At 71.2% G+C, this 21,370-nt stretch carries 20 protein-coding genes and 1 tRNA gene; 20 read left to right on the forward strand and 1 reads right to left on the reverse strand.

Annotated features, from left to right (window positions below):
- The first annotated feature begins 1 nt into the window (after nucleotide 1).
- The 18 genes from Q9S71_RS09990 (at nucleotide 2) to Q9S71_RS10075 (ending at nucleotide 20,031) form a co-directional block, all read left to right on the forward strand.
- The gene (locus tag Q9S71_RS09990) at nucleotides 2–1,951 is read left to right on the forward strand and encodes a primosomal protein N' family DNA-binding protein (RefSeq protein WP_311862118.1); all 1,950 of its coding nucleotides are present in this window, start codon (nucleotides 2–4) and stop codon (nucleotides 1,949–1,951) included.
- A gap of 8 nt (nucleotides 1,952–1,959) precedes the next feature.
- Complete coding sequence (fmt, locus tag Q9S71_RS09995) at nucleotides 1,960–2,892, forward strand: methionyl-tRNA formyltransferase (protein WP_311862120.1); 933 nt, start codon at nucleotides 1,960–1,962, stop codon at nucleotides 2,890–2,892.
- Complete coding sequence (locus Q9S71_RS10000; protein WP_311862122.1) at nucleotides 2,889–4,244, forward strand: RsmB/NOP family class I SAM-dependent RNA methyltransferase; 1,356 nt, start codon at nucleotides 2,889–2,891, stop codon at nucleotides 4,242–4,244. The genes fmt and Q9S71_RS10000 overlap by 4 nt, the downstream gene beginning before the upstream one ends.
- A gap of 32 nt (nucleotides 4,245–4,276) precedes the next feature.
- Nucleotides 4,277–4,960: a ribulose-phosphate 3-epimerase gene (rpe, locus tag Q9S71_RS10005; protein WP_311862124.1), complete on the forward strand. Its 684-nt coding sequence runs from the start codon at nucleotides 4,277–4,279 to the stop codon at nucleotides 4,958–4,960.
- A 52-nt stretch (nucleotides 4,961–5,012) separates the two neighbouring features.
- On the forward strand, nucleotides 5,013–5,276 hold the full coding sequence (locus Q9S71_RS10010) for a phosphoribosyl-ATP diphosphatase (protein WP_311862126.1): 264 nt from the start codon (nucleotides 5,013–5,015) through the stop codon (nucleotides 5,274–5,276).
- 46 nt (nucleotides 5,277–5,322) lie between these two features.
- Nucleotides 5,323–6,165 (forward strand): ATP phosphoribosyltransferase, encoded by an 843-nt coding sequence (gene hisG, locus Q9S71_RS10015; protein ID WP_064002054.1) that lies wholly within the window; start codon nucleotides 5,323–5,325, stop codon nucleotides 6,163–6,165.
- A gap of 1 nt (nucleotide 6,166) precedes the next feature.
- Nucleotides 6,167–6,931 carry an imidazole glycerol phosphate synthase subunit HisF gene (hisF, locus tag Q9S71_RS10020; protein ID WP_064002053.1) on the forward strand — a complete coding sequence of 255 codons (765 nt, stop codon included), beginning with the start codon at nucleotides 6,167–6,169 and terminating at the stop codon, nucleotides 6,929–6,931.
- Nucleotides 6,928–7,287, forward strand: a complete 360-nt coding sequence (hisI, locus tag Q9S71_RS10025) for a phosphoribosyl-AMP cyclohydrolase (RefSeq protein WP_064002052.1) — start codon at nucleotides 6,928–6,930, stop codon at nucleotides 7,285–7,287. The genes hisF and hisI overlap by 4 nt, the downstream gene beginning before the upstream one ends.
- Nucleotides 7,284–7,874, forward strand: coding sequence for a Trp biosynthesis-associated membrane protein (locus Q9S71_RS10030; RefSeq protein ID WP_311862130.1), 591 nt, complete (start codon nucleotides 7,284–7,286; stop codon nucleotides 7,872–7,874). Before hisI ends, Q9S71_RS10030 begins: the two co-directional genes overlap by 4 nt.
- An 86-nt stretch (nucleotides 7,875–7,960) precedes the next feature.
- On the forward strand, nucleotides 7,961–8,188 hold the full coding sequence (locus Q9S71_RS10035; protein ID WP_217531891.1) for a DUF6704 family protein: 228 nt from the start codon (nucleotides 7,961–7,963) through the stop codon (nucleotides 8,186–8,188).
- Between the two features lies 1 nt (nucleotide 8,189).
- Entirely contained in the window at nucleotides 8,190–8,966 is a 777-nt protein-coding gene (gene trpC, locus Q9S71_RS10040) for an indole-3-glycerol phosphate synthase TrpC (RefSeq protein WP_311862133.1), read from the forward strand.
- Complete coding sequence (gene trpB / locus Q9S71_RS10045) at nucleotides 8,963–10,222, forward strand: tryptophan synthase subunit beta (RefSeq protein ID WP_311862136.1); 1,260 nt, start codon at nucleotides 8,963–8,965, stop codon at nucleotides 10,220–10,222. The genes trpC and trpB overlap by 4 nt, the downstream gene beginning before the upstream one ends.
- Nucleotides 10,219–11,019, forward strand: coding sequence for a tryptophan synthase subunit alpha (trpA, locus tag Q9S71_RS10050; protein ID WP_311862139.1), 801 nt, complete (start codon nucleotides 10,219–10,221; stop codon nucleotides 11,017–11,019). Before trpB ends, trpA begins: the two co-directional genes overlap by 4 nt.
- Nucleotides 11,020–11,029: 10 nt before the next feature.
- A complete protein-coding gene (lgt, locus tag Q9S71_RS10055) occupies nucleotides 11,030–12,001 on the forward strand; it encodes a prolipoprotein diacylglyceryl transferase (protein WP_311862140.1) in 972 nt (323 codons plus the stop codon).
- Nucleotides 12,002–12,054: 53 nt separating this feature from the next.
- Nucleotides 12,055–16,659, forward strand: coding sequence for a glutamate synthase large subunit (gene gltB, locus Q9S71_RS10060; protein WP_311862142.1), 4,605 nt, complete (start codon nucleotides 12,055–12,057; stop codon nucleotides 16,657–16,659).
- Nucleotides 16,652–18,118, forward strand: a complete 1,467-nt coding sequence (locus tag Q9S71_RS10065; protein ID WP_311862145.1) for a glutamate synthase subunit beta — start codon at nucleotides 16,652–16,654, stop codon at nucleotides 18,116–18,118. Before gltB ends, Q9S71_RS10065 begins: the two co-directional genes overlap by 8 nt.
- A 49-nt stretch (nucleotides 18,119–18,167) precedes the next feature.
- On the forward strand, nucleotides 18,168–19,616 hold the full coding sequence (pyk, locus tag Q9S71_RS10070) for a pyruvate kinase (RefSeq protein WP_311862148.1): 1,449 nt from the start codon (nucleotides 18,168–18,170) through the stop codon (nucleotides 19,614–19,616).
- A 148-nt stretch (nucleotides 19,617–19,764) separates the two neighbouring features.
- The gene (locus Q9S71_RS10075) at nucleotides 19,765–20,031 is read left to right on the forward strand and encodes a GlsB/YeaQ/YmgE family stress response membrane protein (protein WP_311862151.1); all 267 of its coding nucleotides are present in this window, start codon (nucleotides 19,765–19,767) and stop codon (nucleotides 20,029–20,031) included.
- 49 nt (nucleotides 20,032–20,080) lie between these two features.
- Here Q9S71_RS10075 and Q9S71_RS10080 read toward each other — a convergent pair.
- Nucleotides 20,081–20,166, reverse strand: a tRNA-Leu gene (locus Q9S71_RS10080).
- A gap of 57 nt (nucleotides 20,167–20,223) precedes the next feature.
- On the opposite strand from Q9S71_RS10080, the gene Q9S71_RS10085 reads away from it, so the two are divergent.
- Together Q9S71_RS10085 and Q9S71_RS10090 are read left to right on the forward strand one after the other, a co-directional pair.
- The gene (locus Q9S71_RS10085) at nucleotides 20,224–20,847 is read left to right on the forward strand and encodes an ANTAR domain-containing response regulator (RefSeq protein ID WP_064002042.1); all 624 of its coding nucleotides are present in this window, start codon (nucleotides 20,224–20,226) and stop codon (nucleotides 20,845–20,847) included.
- A 10-nt stretch (nucleotides 20,848–20,857) separates the two neighbouring features.
- Nucleotides 20,858–21,370: a GNAT family N-acetyltransferase gene (locus Q9S71_RS10090; RefSeq protein ID WP_311862154.1), complete on the forward strand. Its 513-nt coding sequence runs from the start codon at nucleotides 20,858–20,860 to the stop codon at nucleotides 21,368–21,370.

Genomic DNA, 21,370 nt, shown 5'->3' on the forward strand with positions numbered 1-21,370 from the left:
CGTGATCGACGTCGCGCGGGTCCTCATCGACTCGCCGCTGCCGCAGCTCGATCGGCTCTTCGACTACGCGGTCCCGAGCGCCCTCCGAGAGGACGTCCGCCCGGGCGTGCGTGTGAAGGTGCCGCTGCGGAGCGCCGGACGCGTGGTCGAGGCCTGGGTCATCGAGCGCGCCGAGGTCGAGCCGGGCGGGCGGCCGTTGTCCGAGGTCGCCGCAGTCGTCTCCCTCGTCCCGATCCTCCCCGACGAGCTCTACCGGCTCGCCCGACGGGTGGCGGACCGTGCCGCCGGCTCGGCGAGCGACATCCTGCGTCTGGCTGTCCCCAAACGGATGGTGCGCGCCGAGAAGGCGTGGGTGGCGGCGGAGCCCCCCGCGGCGCCGACGGTGGACCCGGATGCCGCGACCCGCGCACGCGCGGTGGCATCGGCGTACCCCGGGCTCGCCGATGCGGTCCTCGCGGGGGAGCGGCTCGCGGTGGATGCGCCCCCGCATCCCTCGCCCGGGCAGCTGCGCGGCGCGTGGGCGGATCTGCTCGCGTCGCTCGCGACCCTCGTCCTGGACGGCGGCCGGAGCGCGCTCATCGTCGTGCCGGACCACCGCGACCAGTCGCAGGTCCTGGAGGCGCTCGCGGCGCTCGTGCCGGCGGATGCCGTCGTCCGCGACGACGCCCGGCGGTCGGGTCCGGAGAGATTCGCGACCTACCTCCGCATGCTGAGCCCCGCGCCCTGCATCGTGGTGGGCAACCGGTCGAGCGTCTACGCCCCGGCCCACGACGTCGGTGCGGTCCTCCTGTGGGACGACGGCGACCCGCTGCTCGCCGAGCCGCTGAGTCCCGGGGTCCACGCCCGCGATGCGGCGCTCGTGCGGCAGGAGGAGGAGCATTCCGCCCTCGTCTTCGCCGGTCACACCCGGACGACGGACGTCGAACGCCTCGTCCAGCTCGGCTGGGTGCGGGAGGTGCCCGCGCAGCGCCGCGTCAGCCCGCGGGTCGTCCTGTCGGCCACGCACGAGGCCGAGTACCGGGGCGCCCGCGTGCCGTCCGCGGCCTTCGCCGCCGCGCGCGATGCCCTGCAGCACGGTCCCGTGCTCGTGCAGGTCGCCCGTCCGGGGTACTCGCCCGTACTCGTGTGCGCCGAGTGCCGTCACCCGGCGCGGTGTCGGCATTGCGCGGGCCCGCTCCGCGCGCGCCGGCCGGGAGCCACCCCGGACTGCGGCTGGTGCGGCCGGTCGGCGCCGAACTGGACCTGCGCGAACTGCCAGGGAACGCGGTTCCGGATGGCGTCGTCGGGCAGCGAGCGCACCGCCGACGAGCTCGGGCGGGCGTTCCCCGGCATCCGGGTCGTCGTCGCCGACGGCGATCACCCCGTCGCGTCCGTCGACGCCCGTCCCGCCCTCGTCATCGCGACGCGGGGCGCGGAGCCGCCCGCCGAGGGTGGGTACCGCGCGGTGATCCTCCTGGACGGCGACAAAATGCTCATGGCCGAGCAGCTGCGCATCGGCGAGTCGTGCCTCCGGTGGTGGTCGAACGCCGCCGCCCTCGCGGCGCCCGGCGCTCCCGTCCACCTCGTCGGGGTCACCGGTCCGGTTGCCCGCGCGCTCGCGACCTGGACGCACGCGGCCTACGCCCGTGCGGAACTGTCCGATCGGGCGCCGCTGCTCATGCCGCCGACGGTCCGGGTCGCCGCCGTCGAGGGAGCCGCGGCATCCGTCGACCGCGCCCTCGCCGAGCTGCGCGAGGAGGTTCCGGGCCTGGGTCCCCTCAGCGTGCTGGGGCCGGTGCCGACCGACGACGGCGCGCGTGCGCTGGTGCGGGTCGACTACGCGCACGGGCGGGCGGTGGCCGAGCAGCTGCGGGCCTCGGTCGTCGCCGACGCCGTCCGCGGTCGACGGCGGGGTCCGGGGCCGCGGACTACACTCAGGGTTCGGCTCGATGTGCCCGAGCTCGATCTGTGAGGACCTGAATGCGCGTCGTTTTCGCCGGAACCCCCGAACCGGCCGTCCCCTCGCTCCGCGCCCTCGTCGCCTCGTCCCACGAGATCGTCGGCGTCGTCACCCGTCGCGACGCCCCCGTCGGACGCAAGCGCGTGCTGACGCCGTCCCCCGTCGCGGTGGCGGCCGAGGAGCTCGGACTGACCGTCGTCAAGGCCGACCGGCTCGACGAGGCGGCGACCGCCGAGATCGCCGCCCTCGGCGCGGACCTCGGTGTCATCGTCGCTTACGGCGGTCTCGTGCGGGAGCCCCTGCTCTCGACGCCCCGGCACGGATGGATCAACCTGCACTTCTCGCTCCTCCCCAAATGGCGCGGCGCCGCGCCGGTGCAGCACGCGCTCATCGCGGGCGACCGGGTGACGGGCGCCGCCGTGTTCCAGCTCGTCCCGGCCCTGGATGCGGGCGACGTGTACGACGAGCTGCGCTACGACGTCCCGCGCGGAGCGACCGCGGGTGACGTGCTCGCCGACCTGGCGGTCTCGGGTGCCCAGCTGGTGTCCCGCGTCGTCGACGCGATCGACGACGGCAGCGCCGTCGCGACCCCGCAGCACGGCGAGGCGACCCTCGCCCCCAAGCTCACGCAGGCGGACGGCGCGCTCGACCTGACCCAGCCCGCCGACCGTGTCGTCGACCGCTTCCGCGGGACGACCCCGGAACCCGGCGCGCACCTCTCCGTCGGCGGCGCCCGAGTGAAGGTCCACGCCGCCCTGCGCGGTCCCGACACCGACCTCGCGGTCGGCCGGCTCGCCCTCGTCGGCCGCGACGTGCTCGTGGGGACGGGGGAGGGGACGCTGCTCCTGCGCACGGTGCAGCCCGCCGGCAAGGGCGCCATGCCCGCCGCGGACTGGTGGCGTGGGCTCCGGTCCGACGATCCGCGCGCCGACCTGCCGGGGGAGTCGTCGTGACCGCCGCGCGCGACGTCGCGTACACCGTCATCCACGCGGTCGGTGCGGAAGACGCCTACGCAAACCTCCTGCTCCCGCGCGAACTCGAGCGCGCCCGGCTGTCGACGGCGGATGCCGCCCTCGCCACCGAACTCACCTACGGCACGCTCCGCCGGGTGGGCACCTACGACGCGATCATCGAGATCGCCGCGGCACGCCCGGTCTCGGGCATCGACCCCGCCGTCCTCGACGCGCTGCGACTGGGCGCGCATCAGCTGCTGGCGACGCGCGTCCCCGCGCACGCCGCGGTCCACGAGACGGTCGACCTCGTGGGGCGCGTCGCCGGACGTCGTGCGACGGGTTTCGCGAACGCCGTCCTGCGCCGCGTGTCCGAACGGGATGCGGACGAGTGGCTGTCGCGTATCGAGGATGCCGCCCGCTCCGACGACGAGCGGCTATCGGTGCGATACGCCCATCCCGTCTGGATCATCCGCGCCTTCCGACGCGCCCTCGCCGCGGAGGGTCGCGAGGCGGAGCTGCTCGACCTGCTGGCGGCGGACAACGCCGCGCCCACGGTGACGCTGTCGGCCCTCCCGGGCGTGGGCGAGATCCCGGCGGACGCCGATCGCACGCCGTTCTCGCCGCTGGGCTTCCGGCTCGCCGGCGGCGACCCCGATCGCATCGTGCGCGCCTCGGGCGGCGCCGTGCGCGTCCAGGACGAGGGGTCCCAGCTCGCCGCCCTCGCGCTGTCCCGTGCTTTGCCCGTCCGCGAGGGCGAGCGCTGGCTCGACCTGTGCGCCGCTCCGGGCGGCAAGACGGCGGTCCTCGCGGCCGAGGCGCTCGCGCACGACGCCCGGCTCGAGGCGAACGAGCTCTCCCCGGCACGCGCGCGACTGGTGCGCCAGTCGGTCGCCGCGGTCCCGCTCGAGGTGCCGGTGTCGGAGGAGGACGGCCGCTCGCGTGCCGGGCGGGGCGTGTACGACCGCATCCTCGTCGACGCGCCGTGCACCGGACTCGGTGCCCTCCGTCGGCGCCCCGAGGCGCGGTGGCGCAAGGCCCCCGCCGACGTCCCCGAGCTCACGCAGTTGCAGACCGAGCTCCTCACCGCGGCGGTCGACGCGCTCGCTCCCGGCGGAGTCGTCGCCTACGTCACGTGCTCCCCGCACCTGGCGGAGACGGCGGGCGTGGTCGCCGAGGTGGAGCGTCATTTCGGCGCCGAGCTCACCCAGCTCGACGCCCGCGCGGTGCTCCGTGAGATCTCCGGCGGCGACATCGATCTCGCCGCACCGGCCGACGGTTCCGGTCGCGCGCAGCTGTGGCCGCACCGTCACGCGACCGACGCCATGTCGATCTGGCTCTTGCGCCGTTCGTGACCCTGCAGGAAAGACGACGGGGCGCCGGGATAATGGCTGACGTGGCCGACTCCGACGTACGCATCAACCCCAGCATCCTCGCCGCCGACTTCGTGAACATGCAGGCGGAGCTCGCCCGCATCGCGTCGGCCGACTTCGTCCACGTCGACGTCATGGACAACCATTTCGTGCCGAACCTGACGTTCGGCCCGCAGATGGTCGAGCGCATCCAGGCGACCAGTCCCGTGCCGCTCGACGTGCACCTCATGATCAGCGACGCCGACCGGTGGGCGCCCGGCTACGCCGAGATCGGCGCGGCATCCGTCACCTTCCACCTCGAAGCGGCCGCCGAACCCGTCGCGCTCGCGCGGCGCCTGCGTGACATCGGGGCGCGCGCCGGTGTCGCCGTGAAGCCGGCGACCCCCGTCGAGCAGCTGTTCGACGTGCTCGACGAGTTCGACCAGATCCTCGTGATGACCGTCGAGCCCGGCTTCGGCGGGCAGAGCTTCATGGCCGACCAGATGCCGAAGCTCCGTCGCCTGGCCGACGAGGCGCGTCGGCGCGGGTCGCACGTCTGGTTGCAGGTCGACGGCGGTATCGGCGAGTCGACCATCGCGCAGGCGGCGGAGGCCGGGGCCGACACGTTCGTGGCGGGCTCCGCGGTGTTCGGCGCCGAGGAACCCGGCGCGGCGATCCGCGCCCTCCGGTCAGCCGCGGCATCCGCTCACCGGCACTGACGACCTCGTCACGGGAACCGGCCCGCGGCGCCGTGCCGGTACCCTGGAGGGTGTGAAGACCTTCGACGGACTGTTCTCCGAGCTGACCGAGACGGCGGAGACCCGTCCCGAGGGATCCGGAACCGTCGCGCAGCTCGACCGGGGCGTCCACGCGATCGGCAAGAAGATCGTCGAAGAGGCAGCCGAGGTCTGGATGGCCGCCGAGTACCAGTCCGACGCCGAGACGGCCGAGGAGATCTCGCAGCTGCTGTACCACCTGCAGGTGCTGATGCTCGCGAAGGGGCTGACGCTCGAGGACGTGTACCGACATCTCTGATCGGTCCTTCCCGCCGTCCGCACACCTCCACACCGAAAGACGTTCCATGCTGCGCATCGCCGTCCCCAACAAGGGCATGCTCGCCGAGACCACGGCGGGGATGCTCGCCGAAGCCGGGTACACCGGCCGACGCGACCCCAAGGACCTCCACGTCATCGACCCCGTCAACGACGTCGAGTTCTTCTACCTCCGTCCGAAGGACATCGCGACCTACGTCGGTTCCGGCGCGCTCGACGTCGGGATCACCGGCCGCGACCTGCTGCTGGACGCCCGGATGCCGGGGGCCCGCGAGATCGAGCAGCTCGGCTTCGGCGGTTCGACCTTCCGTTTCGCCGGTCCTCCCGGACGCTTCACCGAGCTCGCCGACCTCGACGGTCTGCGCGTCGCGACGGCCTACCCGGGCCTCGTCGACGGCTACCTCGACGAGCACGGCGTGGCTGTGGACCTCGTGCCCCTCGACGGAGCGGTCGAGTCCGCCGTGCAGCTGGGCGTGGCGGATGCCGTCGCCGACGTCGTCTCGACGGGGACGACGCTCCGCCAGGCCGGGCTCGAGATCTTCGGCCCCGTCCTGCTCGAGTCCGAGGCGGTCCTCATCGGCGCCCCGACCGAGGCGCCCGGCACCGAGACGCTGCTGCGGCGCCTGCGCGGTGTGATGGTCGCCCGCCGCTACGTGCTCATCGACTACGACCTGCCGGCGCACCTCGTCGACCAGGCGGTCGCGCTGACCCCGGGCATCGAGTCCCCGACGATCTCGCCGCTGCGCGACCCGGAGTGGGTGGCCGTGCGCGTCATGAGCCCGCGCAAGACCGTGAACCAGGTCATGGACGCGCTGTACGAGATCGGCGCCCGCGCCATCCTCGTGACGGCGATCCACAACGCGAGGCTCTGACGTGTCGCTCGTCTGCCGGGTCATCCCGTGCCTCGACGTGGCCGCCGGCAAGGTCGTGAAGGGCGTCAACTTCGAGAACCTGCGCGAGATGGGCGACCCCGTCGAACTCGCCCGCCGGTACTACGAGCAGGGTGCGGACGAGATCACCTTCCTCGACGTCACCGCGACCGTCGACGCGCGCGACACGACCTACGACGTCGTGCAGCGCACCGCCGAGCAGGTCTTCATCCCACTCACGGTCGGCGGCGGCGTGCGCTCGGCCGAGGACGTCGCCCGCCTCCTCGGCGTCGGTGCCGACAAGGTCGGCGTGAACTCGGCGGCCATCGCGCGGCCGGAGCTCCTCGGCGAGATCGCCGACCGGTTCGGCGCGCAGGTGCTCGTCCTGTCGCTCGACGTCAAGCGCGCCCCGCACACTGCCTCCGGGTTCGCCGTCACGACCCACGGCGGCCGCACCCTGACCGACCTCGACGCGCTCGCCTGGGCGCGCGAGGCGATCGAGCGCGGTGCGGGCGAGCTCCTCGTCAACTCGATCGACGCGGACGGCACGAAGGACGGTTTCGACCTCGAGCTCGTCGCCCTCATGCGCGAGGTCTCGTCCGTGCCCGTGATCGCCTCGGGCGGTGCCGGCGACGCCGCGCACTTCGCGCCGGCGATCGAGGCCGGCGCCGACGCGGTGCTCGCGGCATCCGTCTTCCACTCGGGCCAGCTGACCGTCGGCGACGTGAAACAGGCCCTCGCGGCCTCGGGTGTGGAGGTGCGGCGATGACCGGATCGATCGACGAGCGCATGGCGCGGGTCGTCTACAACGCGGACGGCCTCGTGCCCGCGATCGTGCAGCAGCACGACACGCGCGAGGTCCTCATGCTGGGGTGGATGGATGCCGAGGCCCTCCGCCGCACGCTCACCGAGGGTCGCGTGACGTTCTGGTCGCGGTCGCGGCAGGAGTACTGGCGCAAGGGCGACACCTCCGGCCACGCGCAGTTCGTCCGCGGCGTGCGCCTCGACTGCGACGGCGACACCCTCCTCGTGAGCGTCGAGCAGGTCGGCGCCGCCTGCCACACCGGCGACCGCACGTGCTTCGACGCCGACGACCTCGACCCCGTGATCGGCGAGTTCTCGTGACCGAGGCCACCGCGCGCCGGATGCGGCTGTCCGCCGTGCTGGCGATCCTCCTCGGCGGCGCGGTCGGCATCATCGGGTCGACCCAGACCTGGCTGAACGCGACCCTGAACGACGGCTCGCAGCTCGCGGTCCCGGTCCCCGGCGCCGACGCGCTGGCGGTGCTTGCGCCCCTGAGCCTCGCCGCGCTCGCGCTCGGCCTCGCGCTCACGATCGTCGGGCGTGCGCTCCGCTACGTCTTCGCGGTGGTCGCCATCGGCTTCGGGGCGGGGCTCGGCTGGGGAGCCTTCCGCATCGCAGCCGAGCAGCCCATCGACGCCGTCGCAGGGCCGGTGACGGATGCCACGGGCCTCAGCGGCGCGCAAGGCATCTCCGGCATCGTGTCCGGGATCACGGCGACGCCCTGGCCCGGGGTGACGGCCGCGGCATCCGCCCTCATCGTGCTGGGCGGGGTGGTCGTCCTCGCGACCGCCCACCGGTGGAGCGCCGGCGGCCGCAAGTACCGCACGACGCGCGCGGCCGGGACCGGCCCCCGCGACAGCATCGACTCCTGGGACGACCTGTCCCGCGGTGAGGATCCGACGAGCTGACGCGTCCGGGGCGGGGGAGGGTGCCCGCCCCGCTAGACTGGTGGTGCGGCTCCGGCCGCCCCCGAACCTGCATGCGAAGGAGAACAATGAGCGGCATCGAGGACCCCGGCCACGGACACTCCCCGGCGGCATGGACGACGGTCGTCATCATGCTCATCGCCCTGACGATCGGCACCGTCTTCTTCTTCCTCGAGATGCCGCTCATGGTCTGGCTCTCGGTCGTCCTGCTGGTCATCGGCCTCATCGTCGGCTACATCATGACCAAGGCGGGCTACGGCGTCGGCGGATCCAAGACCGTCTCGAAGCAGCACTGACGTGCTCGCCGACCTGACGGCCGGCGCGGTGGAGGACGCACGGGAGCGGGAGACCGTCCGCCCCCTGGCCGTGGTGGAGAAGCTCGCGCTCGCGCAGCCTGCCGCCATCGATGCGCTGGCCGCTCTCGCCCCCGCCGACCGCGTCAAGATCATCGCCGAGGTCAAGCGCGCGAGCCCGTCGCGCGGTGACCTCGCCGACATCCCGGATCCCGCGCTGCAGGCGCGCCGCTACGAGATCGGGGGAGCGTCCGCGATCTCGGTGCTCACCGAGGGGCGCAAGTTCAAGGGTTCGCTCGCCGACCTCGAGGCGGTACGGACAGCCGTCACCCTCCCGGTGCTCCGCAAGGACTTCATCGCGACGCCGTACCAGGTGTTCGAGGCCCGCGCCGCCGGCGCCGACCTCGCCCTCCTCATCGTCGCCGGTCTCGAGCAGCGCGTGCTGGCCGAGCTGTACGCGCTCGTGGTCGAACTCGGCATGACGCCTCTCGTCGAGACCCATTCCGCCGAAGAGGTCGCGCGCGCGGGCGACATCGGCGCGCGCCTGGTAGGCGTCAACGCCCGCAACCTCTCCACCTTCGAGCTCGACCGGGACCTCTTCGGCCGGCTCGCCCCCGAGCTGCCGGACGGCGTCATCAAGATCGCCGAGTCCGCCGTGCTCTCACCCGCCGACGTCGCCCATTACCGCGGCGCCGGCGCCGACGTCGTCCTGATCGGCGAAGCGCTCGTCACGAACGACCCCGTGTCGACGCTCGCCGCCTTCCTGGAGGCAGGCTCATGAGTCTTCGCGCAGAGAACGGTCCCTTCTTCGGCGAGTTCGGCGGGCGGTACATGCCCGAGTCGCTGATCGCCGCGATCGACGAGCTCACGACGGTCTATGAGGATGCGAAGGCCGACCCCGCCTTCGCGGCCGAGTTCGCCCGCTTGCTGAACGTCTACGCGGGGCGGCCCTCCGCCCTCACCGAGGTGCCGCGGTTCGCCGAGCACGCCGGCGGCGCACGCATCTTCCTCAAGCGCGAGGACCTCAACCACACCGGGTCGCACAAGATCAACAACGTGATCGGTCAGGCGCTCATCACGCAGAAGCTCGGCAAGAAGCGGGTCATCGCCGAGACCGGCGCCGGCCAGCACGGCGTCGCCACCGCGACCGCCGCCGCGCTGTTCGGCTTCGAGTGCACGATCTACATGGGCGAGGTCGACACCGAGCGCCAGGCCCTCAATGTCGCCCGGATGCGGCTGCTGGGCGCCGAGGTCGTGCCGGTCACGACCGGCTCCCGCACCCTCAAGGACGCCATCAACGAGGCGTACCGCGACTGGGTCGCCTCGGTCGAGACGACCAACTACATCTTCGGCACCGCGGCGGGCCCGCACCCGTTCCCGGCGATGGTGCGCGACTTCCAGAAGGTCATCAGCGAGGAGGCGCGTCAGCAGCTCCTCGACGAGACCGGCCGCCTCCCCGACGCCGTCATCGCGTGCGTCGGCGGCGGGTCGAACGCGATCGGCATGTTCGACGCGTTCCTCGACGACGAGGGCGTCGCGCTGTACGGCGTCGAGGCCGCCGGTGACGGCGTCGACACGCCGAAGCACGCGGCATCCATCGAACGCGGCCGTCCCGGCATCCTCCACGGTGCGAAGACCTTCGTCCTGCAGGACGAGGACGGGCAGACGACCGAGTCGCACTCGATCTCCGCCGGCCTCGACTACCCGGGCGTCGGGCCGGAGCACGCGTGGCTCGCGAGCATCGGCCGCGCGCAGTACATCCCCGCGACCGACACCGAGGCCATGGAGGCGCTGCGCCTGCTCAGCCGCACCGAGGGCATCATCCCCGCGATCGAATCGGCGCACGCCCTCGCCGGCGCACTCCGCATCGGCCGCGAGCTCGGTCCGGACGCGATCCTCGCCGTCAACCTCTCCGGCCGCGGCGACAAGGACATGGACACCGCCGCGCGCTGGTTCGAGCTGTACGACGCCGACAAGGAGCCCGTCGAGGTCCCGGCCGACCCCGAGCACGGCAGCGGCGAAGGGGTCGAGCTGTGACCTCGCGCGTCGCGGCCGCGATCGCCGCCGCGAAGGAATCCGGTCGCGGCGCGTTCGTCGGCTACCTCCCGATCGGATACCCCGACCTGCAGACGAGCATCGACGCCGCCGTGGCCCTGGCCGACAACGGCGCCGACATCCTCGAGCTCGGCCCGCCCTACTCCGACCCTGTCATGGACGGCGTCGTCATCCAGGAGGCCACGCAGGCCGCCCTCGCGGCGGGCTTCCGCTTCCGCGACACGTTCACGGCCGTCCGCGCGATCGCCGAGCGCGTCGACGTGCCGATCGTCGTCATGACGTACTGGAACCCCGTGTTCCAGTACGGCGTGGACCGGTTCGCCGACGACCTCGCCGCCGCCGGCGGAGCGGGCCTCATCACTCCCGACATCACGCCCGACGCGGCAGCCGAGTGGATCGCCGCCTCCGAGCGCACCGGCCTCGATCGCATCTTCCTCGCGGCACCGTCCTCGACCGACGAGCGCATCAAGATGATCGCCGAGCACTCCACCGGCTTCGTGTACACCGTCTCGACGATGGGCATCACGGGGGAGCGGACGGAATTGGATGCCGCGGCCCGCGCCCTCGTCGATCGCCTGCGCGCGCACGGCGTCGAGAACGCCTGCGTCGGCATCGGCATCTCCACGGCCGACCAAGTCGACGGTGTCCTCGACTACGCCGACGGCGCCATCGTGGGCACCGCGCTCGTGCGCGCGCTCCGCGACGGCGGTGTGGACGGCCTCGCCGCCACGACCCGTGAGCTGTCCCGCGGCGCAGGACCGCGTCCGGGCACCGCGTAGACTCGCCGTCGTGACTTCTGCAGCCCTCTCCGTCGTCGCGAGCATCCCCAGCCCGCCGATCAGTTCGTTCCAGCTCGGCCCGCTGACGATCCACTTCTACGCCCTCTGCATCCTCGCGGGCATCGTGGTGGCCACGTTCTGGACCAACCGCCGTCTGACCAAGCGCGGCGCGGAGCCGTGGGTCGTCATCGACATCGCGCTGCTCGCGGTGCCGCTGGCCATCATCGGCGCACGCATCTTCCACGTCCTCACGCACCCGGGGTTCTACTTCGGCGAGGACAAGGACCTGTGGGCGATCTTCCGCATCTGGGAGGGCGGCATCGCCATCTTCGGCGCCCTGATCGGCGGCGCCGTGGGTGCGTGGCTCGGCTGCAAGTGGAGCGGCATCCGCTTCTGGACCTTCGCCGACGCGCTCGCGCCCGCGCTCCTGCTGGCGCAGGCGTTCGGCCGCTTCGGCAACTGGTTCAACCAGGAGCTCTACGGCCTGCCCACCGACCTGCCGTGGGGCCTGGAGATCAGGTACCCGAACCCGGCCTGGCCGGCGGGTCTGCCCGAAGGCACCCTCTTCCACCCGACCTTCCTCTACGAGGTCATCTGGAACGTCATGGGCGTGATCATCATCGCCGCGGCCGGTCGCCGCTTCCGTCTGCAGTGGGGCCGGCTGTTCGGCCTCTACCTCGTCTGGTACTCCGCCGGTCGCATCGTGTGGGAATCCATCCGCATCGACCCGAGCGAGGTCTACCTCGGTCTGCGCACCAACGTGTGGGCCGCGATCCTCGGCGTCGTCGTGGGTCTGGTCATCATGATCGTGCAGAAGCGCCGCCACCCGGGCTTCGAGCCCTCGCCGTACCAGCCGGGGCGCGAATGGACTCCTCCGGGCGCGGTACACTCGCAGGGAACCGATGACTTCGTCGACGTGAGCGCACCCCCCGCGTCCGAAGAATCCTCCGACTCGGCCACAAGCTCAGTCACCACCCGATAGCACCGCAGGGCCGACGTCGTCCCAGGTTGAGCACCCATGTGAGGACGGTAGGCATGCCCTCGAGCTCCCGTCACGAAGACACCACGACCCGGTCGGCCGGGACGATCACCGGTGGTTCGTTCCCTGCGAAGCAGGGGATGTACAACCCGGCGTTCGAGAAGGACGCCTGCGGTCTGGCGATGGTCGCGACGCTGCGCGGTGAGGCGGGCCACGACATCGTGGACCTCGCCCTCACCGCGCTGCGCAACCTCGAGCACCGCGGCGCGATCGGGTCGGATGCCGGTACCGGTGACGGCGCCGGCATCCTGACGCAGATGCCCGACGCGTTCCTGCGCGCGGTGGTCGACGTCGACCTGCCGCCCGTGGGGGAGTACGCCGCAGGTCTCGCGTTCCTCCCGACGGACCACGACGAGCGCGCGGCCCAGAAGAGCGCGATCGAGGCGATCGCGGAGAGCGAGGGCCTCACCGTCCTCGGCTGGCGCGTGGTGCCGACGGCCGACGAGAACCTCGGCAAGTTGGCATTCCACGCCCGTCCGGCCTTCGAGCAGCTGTTCGTGTCGCGGCCGGCGGTCGGCGACGCGCCGGCGCTGTCGGGCATCGCGCTCGACCGGCGGACCTACCGCCTCCGCAAGCGCGCCCAGCACGAGCTGGACGCCTACTTCGTCTCGCTCTCGAGCCGCACCCTCGGCTACAAGGGCATGGTCACGACCCTGCAGCTCGAGCCGTTCTACCCGGACCTGCAGGACGAGCGGTTCGCGACCGAGCTCGCCGTCGTCCACTCGCGGTACTCCACCAACACGTTCCCGTCGTGGCCGCTCGCGCAGCCGCTGCGCATGCTGGCGCACAACGGGGAGATCAACACCGTCAACGGCAACCGCAACTGGATGCGGGCGCGCCAGTCGCAGCTCGAGTCCGAGCTGCTCGGCGACATCCGTCCCCTCCTGCCGATCTGCAGCCCGGGCCAGAGCGACTCGGCCTCGTTCGACGAGGTGCTCGAGCTGCTGACGCTGACCGGGCGCAGCCTGCCGCACGCCATCATGATGATGGTGCCCGAGGCCTACGAGAAGCAGGCCGACATCCCCGCCGACCTGCGCGCCTTCTACGAGTACCACTCGATGCAGATGGAGCAGTGGGACGGTCCGGCCGCCCTCATCTTCACCGACGGCTCGCTCGTGGGGGCGACGCTGGACCGCAACGGTCTGCGTCCGGGTCGGTGGACCGAGACCACCGACGGACTCGTCGTCATCGGCAGTGAGACCGGTGTGCTCGACTTCGAGCCCGAGCGCATCAAGCGCCGCGGCCGGCTGCAGCCCGGGCGCATGTTCGTCGTCGATACGGCCCAGGGCCGCATCGTCGAGGACGACGAGATCAAGCGCGACCTCGCCACCCTCCACCCCTGGCAGGAGTGGCTCGACGAAGGTCGCGTGCGCCTCAAGGACCTGCCCGAGCGCGAGCACATCGTGCACCCCATCGCCTCGATCACGCGCCGTCAGCGCACCTTCGGTTACACCGAGGAGGAGGTCCGCATCCTCCTGACGCCGATGGGCCAGACGGGCGCCGAGCCGCTCGGTGCGATGGGCTCCGACACCCCCATCGCCGTCCTCAGCGAGCGTCCCCGCCTGCTGTTCGACTACTTCGTGCAGCAGTTCGCCCAGGTCACGAACCCGCCGCTGGACTCGATCCGCGAAGAGGTCGTCACCTCGCTCGGGCTCGGCCTCGGTCCCGAGCGGAACCTCCTGGCATCCGGACCGGACCACACGCGCGTCATCACGCTCGACTTCCCGGTGATCGACAACGACGAACTCGCAAAGCTGCAGAACATCGACCGCGCCCTGCCCGGTCGGCGCTCCATCACGATCCGCGGTCTCTACCGCGCCGACGACGACGCGGACTCGCTCCGTGCGCGCCTCGACGAGATCAATGCCGAAGTGGATGCCGCCATCGCCGACGGTGTCGAGTTCATCATCCTCAGCGACCGCGACTCCACCTCGGACCTGGTTCCGATCCCGTCCCTGCTGACGCTTTCGTCGGTGCACCACCACCTCATCCGCAACGAGAACCGCATGAAGGTCGGTCTCGTCGTCGAGGCGGGCGACGTCCGTGAGGTGCACCACGTCGCGACCCTGATCGGCTACGGCGCGTCGGCGGTCAACCCGTACCTCGCGATGGAGACGGTCGAGTACCTCGTCCGCGCCGGCTACATCACGGGTGTCGAGCCCGAGAAGGCCGTCCGCAACCTGATCTACGCGCTCGGCAAGGGCGTGCTGAAGATCATGTCGAAGATGGGCATCTCGACGGTGTCCTCGTACGCGGGTGCGCAGGTCTTCGAGGCCGTCGGCCTGTCGCAGGAGTTCGTCGACACCTACTTCACCGGCACGGAGACGAAGCTCGGCGGCATCGGGATCGAGGAGATCTCGCGCGAGAACCTGGCGCGTCACGAGTTCGCCTACCCGGCGGACCAGGCCGCCCGTGCGCACGAGCGGCTGTGGACCGGTGGCGAGTACCAGTGGCGTCGCGACGGCTCGCCGCACCTCTTCAACCCCGATACGGTCTTCCGTCTGCAGCACGCGACGCGGACCCGTCGGTACGACATCTTCCGCGAGTACACCCACCTGATCGACGAGCAGGCCGCCGAGCTCAAGACGCTCCGCGGACTGTTCCGCCTCAAGACCGGGGTGCGTCCGGCGGTGCCGATCGACGAGGTCGAGCCGGTGTCCTCGATCGTCAAGCGCTTCTCGACGGGCGCGATGAGCTACGGCTCGATCTCGAAGGAGGCGCACGAGACCCTCGCGATCGCGATGAACCGTCTCGGCGCGAAGTCCAACACGGGTGAAGGCGGCGAGGACGTCGACCGTCTGCTCGACCCCGAGCGGCGCAGCTCCATCAAGCAGGTCGCGTCGGGACGCTTCGGTGTCACGAGCATGTACCTGACGCACGCCGACGACATCCAGATCAAGCTCGCCCAGGGCGCCAAGCCGGGCGAAGGCGGTCAGCTGCCTCCCGGCAAGGTGTACCCGTGGATCGCCCGCACGCGCGGCGGCACCCCGGGCGTCGGCCTGATCTCGCCGCCGCCGCACCACGACATCTACTCGATCGAAGACCTCAAGCAGCTCATCTTCGACCTGAAGCGCGCCAACCCGTCCGCGCGGGTGCACGTCAAGCTCGTGAGCCAGTCGGGCATCGGCGCGGTCGCGGCCGGCACCGCGAAGGCGCTGGCCGACGTCATCCTCGTCTCCGGTCATGACGGGGGGACGGGCGCGAGCCCGCTCAACTCCCTCAAGCATGCGGGCACGCCGTGGGAGCTCGGTCTCGCCGAGACGCAGCAGACGCTGATGATCAACGACATGCGCGGCCGCGTCGTCGTGCAGGCCGACGGTCAGCTCAAGACCGGGCGCGACGTGCTCATCGCCGCGCTCCTGGGCGCCGAGGAGTTCGGTTTCGCGACGAGTGCGCTCGTGGTGGAGGGGTGCATCATGATGCGCGTCTGCCACCTCGACACCTGCCCCGTGGGTGTCGCGACGCAGAACCCCGAGCTGCGCAAGCGCTTTACGGGCAAGGCGGAGCACGTCGTCAACTTCATGGAGTTCATCGCCCAGGAGGTCCGCGAGTACCTCGCCGAGCTCGGCTTCCGCTCGATCGACGAGGCCGTGGGGCACACCGAGGTCCTCGACGTGCAGCCCGCCGTCGACCACTGGAAGGCGCACGGCCTCGACCTGTCGCCCATCCTGCGGGGTCCCGCCTTCTCCGACGACGCGCCGCGACGCCGGGTGCAGGAGCAGGAGCACGAGCTCGAGGAGCACTTCGACGTCGCCCTGCTCGACCGGGCGCGCGACGTCGTCGAGCACGGCGGCCACCTGACGATCGACCTGCCGGTGCGCAACACCGAGCGCGCCGTCGGCACGATGCTCGGCCACCACGTCACCAAGGTGCACGGCGAGAACGGTCTGCCCTCCGGCACGATCGAGGTCAACCTGACCGGGTCGGCGGGGCAGTCCTTCGGCGCGTTCCTCCCGTCGGGGATCACCCTGCGCCTGGAGGGCGACTCGAACGACTACGTCGGCAAGGGACTCTCCGGCGGCGAGATCGTCGTCCGGCCGCCGCGTGCGGCGACCTTCGACGCGTCGAAGAACGTCATCGCCGGCAACGTCATCGGCTACGGCGCGACGCGGGGCTCGATGTTCCTGCGCGGCGTCGTCGGCGAGCGGTTCCTCGTCCGCAACTCCGGCGCGACCGCGGTCGTCGAGGGTGTCGGCGACCACGCGCTCGAGTACATGACCGGGGGACTCGCCGTCATCCTCGGCCCGACCGGGCGCAACCTCGGGGCGGGCATGTCGGGCGGTTCGGCCTACATCTACCGGCTCGACCGGGCGCTCATCAACCGCGAGGCGCTCGCGACCGGCGAACTCGAGCTGCTCGAGCTGGGTGCCGGCGACGTCGAGATCCTCCGCGACCTGCTGAGCCGTCACGCCGAGGAGACCGGATCGGACCTCGCCGAGCGACTGCTCGCGAACCTCGACACCGAGGTCGCGAACTTCACTCGGGTCCTGCCGCGGGATTACGCGGCCGTTCTGAAAACCCGCCAGGAGGCGGCCGCTGAGGGGCTCGACCCCGACAGCGACGTCGTCTGGACCCGCATCCTGGAGGTGACCGGTGGCTGATCCGAAGGGCTTCCTCAAAGTCACCGAGCGCGAGCTGCCGCCGCGCCGGCCCGTTCCCGTCCGCATCATGGACTGGAAGGAGGTGTACGAGCAGGGCGACCAGGCCGTGCTCCGCCGACAGGCAGGCCGCTGCATGGACTGCGGTGTGCCGTTCTGCCACCACGGATGCCCGCTCGGCAACCTCATCCCGGAGTGGAACGACCTCACCTGGCGGGGCGAGGGTCGTGCGGCCATCGAGCGGCTGCACGCGACGAACAACTTCCCCGAGTTCACGGGTCGACTGTGCCCGGCCCCCTGCGAGAGCTCCTGCGTGCTCGGCATCAACCAGCCGGCCGTCACGATCAAGCAGATCGAGGTCTCGACGATCGACGAGGCCTTCGCCAACGGCTGGGTCGAGGCCGAGCCCCCCGGGCGCCTCACCGGCAAGACGGTCGCGGTCGTCGGCTCGGGGCCTGCGGGTCTCGCCGCCGCTCAGCAGCTGACCCGCGCCGGTCACACCGTGGCCGTGTACGAGCGCGACGACCGCATCGGCGGTCTGCTGCGCTACGGCATCCCGGACTTCAAGATGGAGAAGCGCCACCTCGAGACGCGCCTGCGTCAGATGCGCGACGAGGGCACCCGCTTCCGCGCGGGGGTCGAGATCGGCAAGGACCTGTCGTGGGCGGACCTGCGCGCCCGCTACGACGCGGTCGTCGTCGCCACCGGCGCCACCGTTCCGCGCGACCTGGCGATCCCCGGGCGCGACCTCGACGGGGTGCACTTCGCCATGGAGTACCTCGTCGAGTCCAACAAGGCCGTCGCGGGCGACCAGGTTCCCCACCAGATCCACGCCGAGGGCAAGCACGTCGTCGTCATCGGAGGTGGCGACACCGGTGCGGACTGCATCGGCACCGCTCACCGCCAGGGCGCGCTGAGCGTCACCAACCTCGCGATCGGCAAGCAGCCGCCGGAGTCGCGGCCGGACCACCAGCCGTGGCCCATGATGCCCACGATCTTCGAGGTCGCCTCGGCGCATGAAGAGGGCGGCGAACGCTCCTACCTCGCCTCGACGGTCGAGTTCCTCGGCAACGAGGCTGGCGAGGTGCGTGCCCTGCGCGTGGCCGAGACCGAGTTCGTCGACGGCCGCCGCGTCCCCAAGAGCGGGACCGAGCGCGAGATCCCCGCCGACCTCGTCCTCATCGCGATGGGCTTCACCGGCCCCGAACGCACCGCCCTCGAGGAGCAGCTCGGCACCGTGTTCGACACGCGCGGCAACGTCGAGCGTGCCGATGACTGGCAGTCGACCGCCCCGGGCGTGTTCGTGGCGGGGGATGCCGGGCGTGGCCAGTCCCTCATCGTCTGGGCGATCGCGGAGGGACGCGCGGCCGCTTCGGCTGTCGACGAGTACCTCATGGGATCGACCAGCCTCCCGGCGCCGGTCCGTCCGACCGACGTCGCGATCGGTCTCCCGCACGCCTAGGCTGGAACCGATCCCAGATCCCGAATCACTACCCGACGGAGCTATTTCTGTGAGACGCGCGAAGATCGTCGCCACGCTGGGTCCCGCCACCGAGAGCTATGAGATGGTCCGCGCGATCATCGACGCCGGTGTGGACGTGACCCGCTTCAACCTCAGCCACGGCGACTACGCCGACCACGACGCCCGACTGGCCAACGTCCGGAAGGCGTCGGATGACGCCGGCCGTGCCGTCGCCGTCCTCGTGGACCTTCAGGGACCGAAGATCCGTCTCGGTCGCTTCGCCGAAGGCCCCCACTTCCTCGCCGTGGGCGACGTCTTCAAGATCACGACCGAGGACATCGCGGGCACGAAGGAGATCGTCGGCACGACCTTCAAGGGGCTTCCCGACGACGTGAAGAAGGGCGACTTCCTCCTGATCGACGACGGCAAGGTCCGCGTCCAGGTCACCGGTGTCGAGGGCCCCGTCGTCACGACGGAGGTCATCGTCGCGGGCTACGTGTCGAACAACAAGGGCATCAACCTGCCCGGTGTCGCCGTCAACGTCCCGGCGCTCTCCGAGAAGGACGAGGCCGACCTCCGCTGGGGTCTGCGCGCCGGTGCCGACATCATCGCCCTCTCGTTCGTGCGCAACGCCGCCGACGTGACGCGCGTGCACGAGATCATGGCGGAGGAGGGACGCAAGGTCCCCGTCATCGCCAAGATCGAGAAGCCGCAGGCGGTCGACGCGCTCGAGGAGATCATCGACGCGTTCGACGGCATCATGGTCGCCCGTGGCGACCTGGGTGTCGAGCTCCCGCTGGAGGCCGTGCCCATCGTGCAGAAGCGCGCGGTCGAGCTCTGCCGCCGCATGGCCAAGCCCGTCATCGTCGCGACGCAGATGCTCGAGACGATGATCGAGAACCCGGTCCCCACCCGCGCCGAGACGAGCGACGTCGCCAACGCCGTCCTCGACGGCGCGGACGCCGTCATGCTCTCGGGCGAGACGAGCGTCGGCAAGCACCCCGTCGGCGTCGTCGAGACGATGGCGCGCATCATCGACGCGACCGAGACCCACGGGCTCGAGCGCATCCCGCCGCTGACGGCCAAGCCGCGGACGCAGGGAGGCATCATCACCCTCGCCGCGAACGAAGTCGCGGAGTTCGTCGAGGCGAAGTTCATCTGCCTGTTCACCGAGTCGGGAGACACCGCCCGCCGCATGTCGCGGTTGCGCCCCGGCATCCCGATGCTGGCGTTCACGATCGACCCGGCGATCCGTCGCCGTATGGCGATCACGTGGGGCATCCAGTCGGCCCTCGTCGAGCATGTGGCCCACACGGACCTCATGTTCCTGCAGGTCGACGACTACTTCCTCTCGCGCGGCCTCCTCGAGGAGGGCGACAAGGTCGTGGTCATCTCCGGTTCCCCTCCCGGGATCATCGGGGCGACCAACGACATCCGCATCCACAAGATCGGCGACGCGGTCCACGGTAAGGCACCGATCTACAAGGCGGAGAGCTGACGCCTCACGGTCGTCGGAAGCGGGCAGTCCCTTGGGACTGCCCGCTTTCTAGCACTCGGGATGCCACGGCGGAAGGCCTCCGGCCGGAGGTTCCGGCGGGCGTAGGGTCGGGCGGCAAGTAGTCACCACCCGATCGCAGGAGGTCATCATGGGTTTCTTCGGTTTTCTGATCCTGGGGCTCATCGCCGGCGCCATCGCCAAGCTGATCCTTCCGGGCAAGCAGGGCGGGGGCTGGTTCGTCACGCTCATCCTGGGCGTCGTCGGAGCGCTCTTGGGCGGCTGGCTGGGCAGCGTGCTGTTCAACAGGCCGCTCGAAGAGTTCTTCAGCATCCAGACGTGGCTTCTCGCCATCGGCGGCTCGCTCATCGTCCTGCTGATCTACGGCCTGATCGTCGGCCGTCGTCGGACCACCTGACGACGCGGAGAACACGGAACGGCGCCCCTGCGGGGGCGCCGTTCCGCTGTGGTGCCGGTGGTGGGAGTCGAACCCACACGCCCTTTCGGGCAACCGAGTTTGAGTCGGTCGCGTCTGCCATTCCGCCACACCGGCGCGAGCCTCAACGACGATACCGCAGGATGGCGGGTCGCCCTGGCCTAGGATGGACGGGTGACTGAGCAGGAACCCTCCACCGCCCCCCAGGCTGCCCCGGCTCCCCGACGCGTCGTCGTCGCGGAGGACGAGTCGCTGATCCGCCTCGACATCGTCGAGATCCTGCGTGACAGCGGCTTCGACGTCGTCGGCGAGGCGGGCGACGGTGAGACCGCCGTCCAGCTGGCCACCGAGCTGCGTCCCGACCTCGTCATCATGGACGTGAAGATGCCGATCCTCGACGGGATCAGCGCGGCGGAGAAGCTCAGCAAGAACCACGTGGCCCCCGTGGTCCTCCTCACGGCCTTCAGCCAGAAGGAGCTCGTCGAGCGGGCGAGCGAGGCGGGCGCCCTCGCCTACGTCGTGAAGCCGTTCACCCCGAACGACCTCCTGCCGGCCATCGAGATCGCCCTCGCACGCTACGAGCAGATCATCACGCTCGAGGCCGAGGTCGCCGACATGGTCGAGCGCTTCGAGACTCGCAAGCTCGTCGACCGCGCCAAGGGCCTGCTCAACGAGAAGATGGGCCTGTCCGAGCCCGAGGCCTTCCGCTGGATCCAGAAGGCGTCGATGGACCGCCGACTGACCATGCAGGACGTCGCCAAGGCGATCATCGAGCAGCTCGCGCCCAAGAAATCCTGACGCGGTCGCCGTGATCGAGGAGTTCGATCTCCCGGTCGACCTCGCCTCCCGTCGCGGCACGATCACGCTCCGCGGTGCGGAGGAGGGCGACCTCGACGCGATCGTCGCGCTGCTGTCGGACGACCCCGTCAGCGCGGGCCGCGGCGACGTCGCGGCATCCGACGATCGTCCGCTCTACCTGCGGGGGCTGCGGCGCATCCTCGCCGCAGACGGGAACGACCTGCTCGTCGTCGAGCGCGAGGGTCGCATCGTGGGGACGATGCAGCTGACCGTGGTGCCGGGCATGGCGCGACGGGGGAGTACTCGCCTCATGATCGAGGCCGTGCGTGTCGCCGGTGCGGAGCGCTCGGGCGGGATCGGAGCCGCGATGATGACGTGGGTTACCGACGTCGCGGCACCTGCGGTGGGCGCGTCCCTCGTCCAGCTCACGTCGGATGCGGCGCGCACCGAGGCGCACCGGTTCTACACGCGGCTGGGCTTCGTCGACTCGCACATCGGCTTCAAGTACCCCGTCTCGCGCTGA

Source organism: Microbacterium gawkjiense, from assembly GCF_031932225.1.
Taxonomy (GTDB): domain Bacteria; phylum Actinomycetota; class Actinomycetes; order Actinomycetales; family Microbacteriaceae; genus Microbacterium; species Microbacterium gawkjiense.

What these genes read in the sequence shown, in the direction of transcription:
- fmt (WP_311862120.1), top strand. Translation starts at nt 1,960, where the DNA reads ATGCGCGTCGTTTTCGCCGGAACCCCCGAACCGGCCGTCCCCTCGCTC.
- hisI (WP_064002052.1), top strand. Translation starts at nt 6,928, where the DNA reads ATGACCGGATCGATCGACGAGCGCATGGCGCGGGTCGTCTACAACGCG.
- hisG (WP_064002054.1), top strand. Translation starts at nt 5,323, where the DNA reads ATGCTGCGCATCGCCGTCCCCAACAAGGGCATGCTCGCCGAGACCACG.
- trpB (WP_311862136.1), top strand. Translation starts at nt 8,963, where the DNA reads ATGAGTCTTCGCGCAGAGAACGGTCCCTTCTTCGGCGAGTTCGGCGGG.
- gltB (WP_311862142.1), top strand. Translation starts at nt 12,055, where the DNA reads ATGCCCTCGAGCTCCCGTCACGAAGACACCACGACCCGGTCGGCCGGG.
- Q9S71_RS10035 (WP_217531891.1), top strand. Translation starts at nt 7,961, where the DNA reads ATGAGCGGCATCGAGGACCCCGGCCACGGACACTCCCCGGCGGCATGG.
- Q9S71_RS10075 (WP_311862151.1), top strand. Translation starts at nt 19,765, where the DNA reads ATGGGTTTCTTCGGTTTTCTGATCCTGGGGCTCATCGCCGGCGCCATC.
- rpe (WP_311862124.1), top strand. Translation starts at nt 4,277, where the DNA reads ATGGCTGACGTGGCCGACTCCGACGTACGCATCAACCCCAGCATCCTC.